Origin of the sequence: Bradyrhizobium agreste, assembly GCF_016031625.1 — a bacterium.
GTDB classification, from domain to species: domain Bacteria; phylum Pseudomonadota; class Alphaproteobacteria; order Rhizobiales; family Xanthobacteraceae; genus Bradyrhizobium; species Bradyrhizobium agreste.
The window spans coordinates 1-3,359 of the sequence record NZ_JACCHP010000052.1 but is presented as its reverse complement, the minus strand read 5'-3'; the positions used below and the strand labels follow the sequence as shown (position 1 = coordinate 3,359).

The 3,359-nt window shown below is 55.0% G+C and carries 3 protein-coding genes and 2 pseudogenes; 4 read left to right on the top strand and 1 reads right to left on the bottom strand.

Annotated elements, in window-relative coordinates:
• Window positions 1-241, bottom strand: a 241-nt coding sequence (locus tag HZZ13_RS36250) for a transposase (protein WP_197964202.1), incomplete at its 3' end; no start/stop codon positions are given.
• 251 nt (window positions 242-492) lie between these two features.
• On the opposite strand from HZZ13_RS36250, the pseudogene HZZ13_RS36245 reads away from it, so the two are divergent.
• The 4 genes and pseudogenes from HZZ13_RS36245 to HZZ13_RS36230 form a co-directional block, all read left to right on the top strand.
• A pseudogene (locus HZZ13_RS36245) lies at window positions 493-675 on the top strand (IS5/IS1182 family transposase); the annotation flags it as partial.
• A gap of 147 nt (window positions 676-822) precedes the next feature.
• Window positions 823-1,000 (top strand): annotated as a pseudogene (locus HZZ13_RS37735) (transposase); the annotation flags it as partial.
• A gap of 1,219 nt (window positions 1,001-2,219) precedes the next feature.
• Entirely contained in the window at window positions 2,220-2,984 is a 765-nt protein-coding gene (locus HZZ13_RS36235) for a CmcI family methyltransferase (protein WP_197964203.1), read from the top strand.
• 134 nt (window positions 2,985-3,118) lie between these two features.
• The coding region (locus HZZ13_RS36230; RefSeq protein WP_197964202.1) for a transposase at window positions 3,119-3,359 on the top strand (241 nt) is incomplete at its 3' end.

Here is a 3,359-nt window from a genome sequence, read left to right as displayed (position 1 = left end):
TCAGCGCGACATTGTCGAGCATGGCATTCGCCAGCAGCCGCTTCAGCCGCGTGTTCTCATCCTCCAGTGCCTTTAGCCGCTTAGCCTCCGACACCTCCATACCGCCGAACTTCGCCTTCCATTTGTCGATGCTGGCGTCGCTGACGCCGTGCTTGCGGCACAGGTCGGCAACCGAAACGCCGGCCTCGTGCTCCTTCAAAATCCCGATGATCTGCTCTTCCGAAAAGCGGCTGCGCTTCATGCTCTGGTCCTTGTCGTGGGCCAGAACAAACTTCAAACTCGATTAAGCCCGTGGGGCGAGGAAAGACATTCTCCAATAACAGGCACGGCCGCTTCCGTGAATGATAGTGGCACCATGCTTTACCCCGCCGGCAAGCGCGATTGGTCGATGAGCATGGAAGGCTTGGAGTTGCCTCAAGCAGGCCTCACGGAGGGTGCCGCGCTACGAAGGCGCTCGCGACATGGCTAGTGAGATCGTGGAAGGGAGGCACCTCGCGCCGGCTCCGCAAGAAAATCGAGATGTTGTTCGCGCCACCTCAAGCGCATTCTCAAGCTCGACCATTTGCGTTAACGAGGCCGAAGGGCGCGCGCGACGAGTTCATCCGCGCGGCCACGGCCCAGAACCTTCGAAAGATCGCCAAGCTCATCCGGATGCCCGCCCCGAGGCTCGCATAGGGACGATAGAGCAGTTCGCCTCCTCGCGACGCTGCTATTACAATGAAATACTGGCGACCTTTTTCAGCGGAATCGGCCCATGAGGGACCTGCCACTGAGTATTTCCTCCAGAACGAGTTAGAGTCCGCCCCCAACGTTTGACGACAGATGAAGCGAGCACGGTTCGCGGATGAGCAGATTATTGTGGTGCTGAAGGGGCATGAGGCCGCGGCGAAGACGGCCGATCCGGCTTGCAAGCACGGGATCTCCGAGGCAACGATCTACAATCGGAAGGCCAAATTCGGCTGCATGGATGATTCCGAGGCGAAGCGGTTGAGGGCTCTGGATCGAGGAGAGCGGGAAGCTGAGAAGCTTCTGGCCGAGCAGATGCGTGGGTGCGGTTCAGAAGATGATCGGCTACCGCTCCAGCCGGCCGCCGGACGCAGTTCTGCATGGCCATTTCGCGATCTGGCCAACGAGCCGCGGCGTTTCGGCTTTCGCCGCCTGTTCGTCCTGCTGCGGCGGTAGGGCGGAGAGCCTTCGGGATCAACCGGATCTACCAGCTTTTTACTATCTTGCGCCGAGGCAGGGCGAGAGGTCACTGGCCCTTGCGCATCAATCGCGCGAACGCAAAATACGTGCTTCGAAAAATCCAATTCAGTTGCCTCGACTTGCATGATGTTTTGCTCCTGCTAGCGGTACGGATATCGCCAGCGGAGCGTCGGCGTCGAGGGAACGGGGTCGTCTTCTCCATGAATGGCCGGACGCGTGATGAGCCGCTCAACGATACCCCGTTCTTTCGATATCAACGACGCCAGCACCAAGATCGGCAAGTGGAGCGCCGATTGCGATTTCCAGCAGCCTCACTCGGGGGCTGAGATATCTTACCCCCGGTATGCCGCCCACCTCACCGCAACAGACGACCGACTACCCACATCGGCTACCTAACTGGACGAGCTTCGGCGATCGTCCGTTGCTCCAACCGTGCCACTTGGCGAACAAACCCTCGAGACTCTAACTACCGCTGGGACCAAAATTCCGTGGCAGGTCATGAGCTTTTAAACAGACGCCAGCGAGAGTCGAGCCGCAAGGCCCGGATCTCCATCTTATTCCTAATCTCGATGACTGATTGTCGACGCTGATGTCGCGAGCGCAACAAAACACGTTGCGGGATTCCTGATAATCATCTGAGTATAATCCGGACAAGCATCCGTTTTAGCCTCTTTACGAGGAGAGCACCATTCCTCAAGTGGCACGCCAATTGCCAAGATGTAACAATAAGGGGCCCCTCAACCAACTCAGTCGCAACAGGCGCGTAGCCGGTTCGCAACGAGACTGCATCGATCTATCTGGGTAGTTGCAGGGCTGAACTGAATACAGGAGCGGCAAAACTCGACGTGCCAGTTCGTCTCGACGTTAACGCCGAGATTACAGTGTCTCGCAAGCAGAAGACGCGATACGAGATCGCTTTGCGCTTGGGATTCAGGGGACAAGCCGCTTGACTGGATTGAAATCCGTCTGAGCTACTCACCCTTTCCTCACACAAAACCGCGGAGATAACCCATATGAAACTCACTTCCGGATATAAAGCTTTTTGGGACGCAGCTCACAAACATTACCCCACTCAGATACAACCGAAAGGACATCTTGATATGGGAGTCGCTATTGGAAGCGTCTTGAATGCCGACGATTCTGATCGCTTCGTTAGGCCCTCTGAACGAGTATGGATGTCGACTATTTACCCTTGGATTTTCGACAAGCGCCGCACAAAGATTGGAGCCCTGGCGCTGACGTACAAAGGCCTAATACTTCTCAAAACCCCTTTTGATCTAGCTCTTTATCCAAGGCTTATTTGGGAACTTCAGCCGAGGACAATTCTCGAACTGGGTTCATATCAGGGCGGCAGTGGTTTGTGGCTTTCTGATCAAATGTCAGTCCTGTGTGAAATGCCTGGTGAGGTTCACTCCTTTGACTTATACGTCAAATGTGTCCATGAGAATGCACGAGCGCATCCGCTCCTCAACTTTCATCATGTTGACCTTTCGGATGTTAGCACCTTTGATCAAGATCTGCTGATGAGACTACCTCATCCTTGGCTTGTCATCGACGATGCGCACGTGCAAATCTTCTCTATATTTTCTTACCTGAATAGGTTTATGACGCCTGGAGACTACTATGTAGTTGAAGACAATCCTGTAAACGTAAATCGAGAGATCATTGATGGTTTCCAATTGATCGAAGACTCCGGATTTTTGATCGATACTTATTTCACCGACGCCTTTGGGACGAATGTTACGTGCGCTCCAAATGCATGGCTTCGGAAATCGTAGGCTGCTGAAGTTAGTGGTCGGGTCCTTGCTCTTGACCACTATTGAAAGCTCCATTTGAAGTGGCCGCGGATGACCTTGCCCCACGGGCTTAATCGAGTTTGAAGTTTGTTCTGGCCCACGACAAGGACCAGAGCATGAAGCGCAGCCGCTTTTCGGAAGAGCAGATCATCGGGATTTTGAAGGAGCACGAGGCCGGCGTTTCGGTTGCCGACCTGTGCCGCAAGCACGGCGTCAGCGACGCCAGCATCGACAAATGGAAGGCGAAGTTCGGCGGTATGGAGGTGTCGGAGGCTAAGCGGCTAAAGGCACTGGAGGATGAGAACACGCGGCTGAAGCGGCTGCTGGCGAATGCCATGCTCGACAATGTCGCGCTGA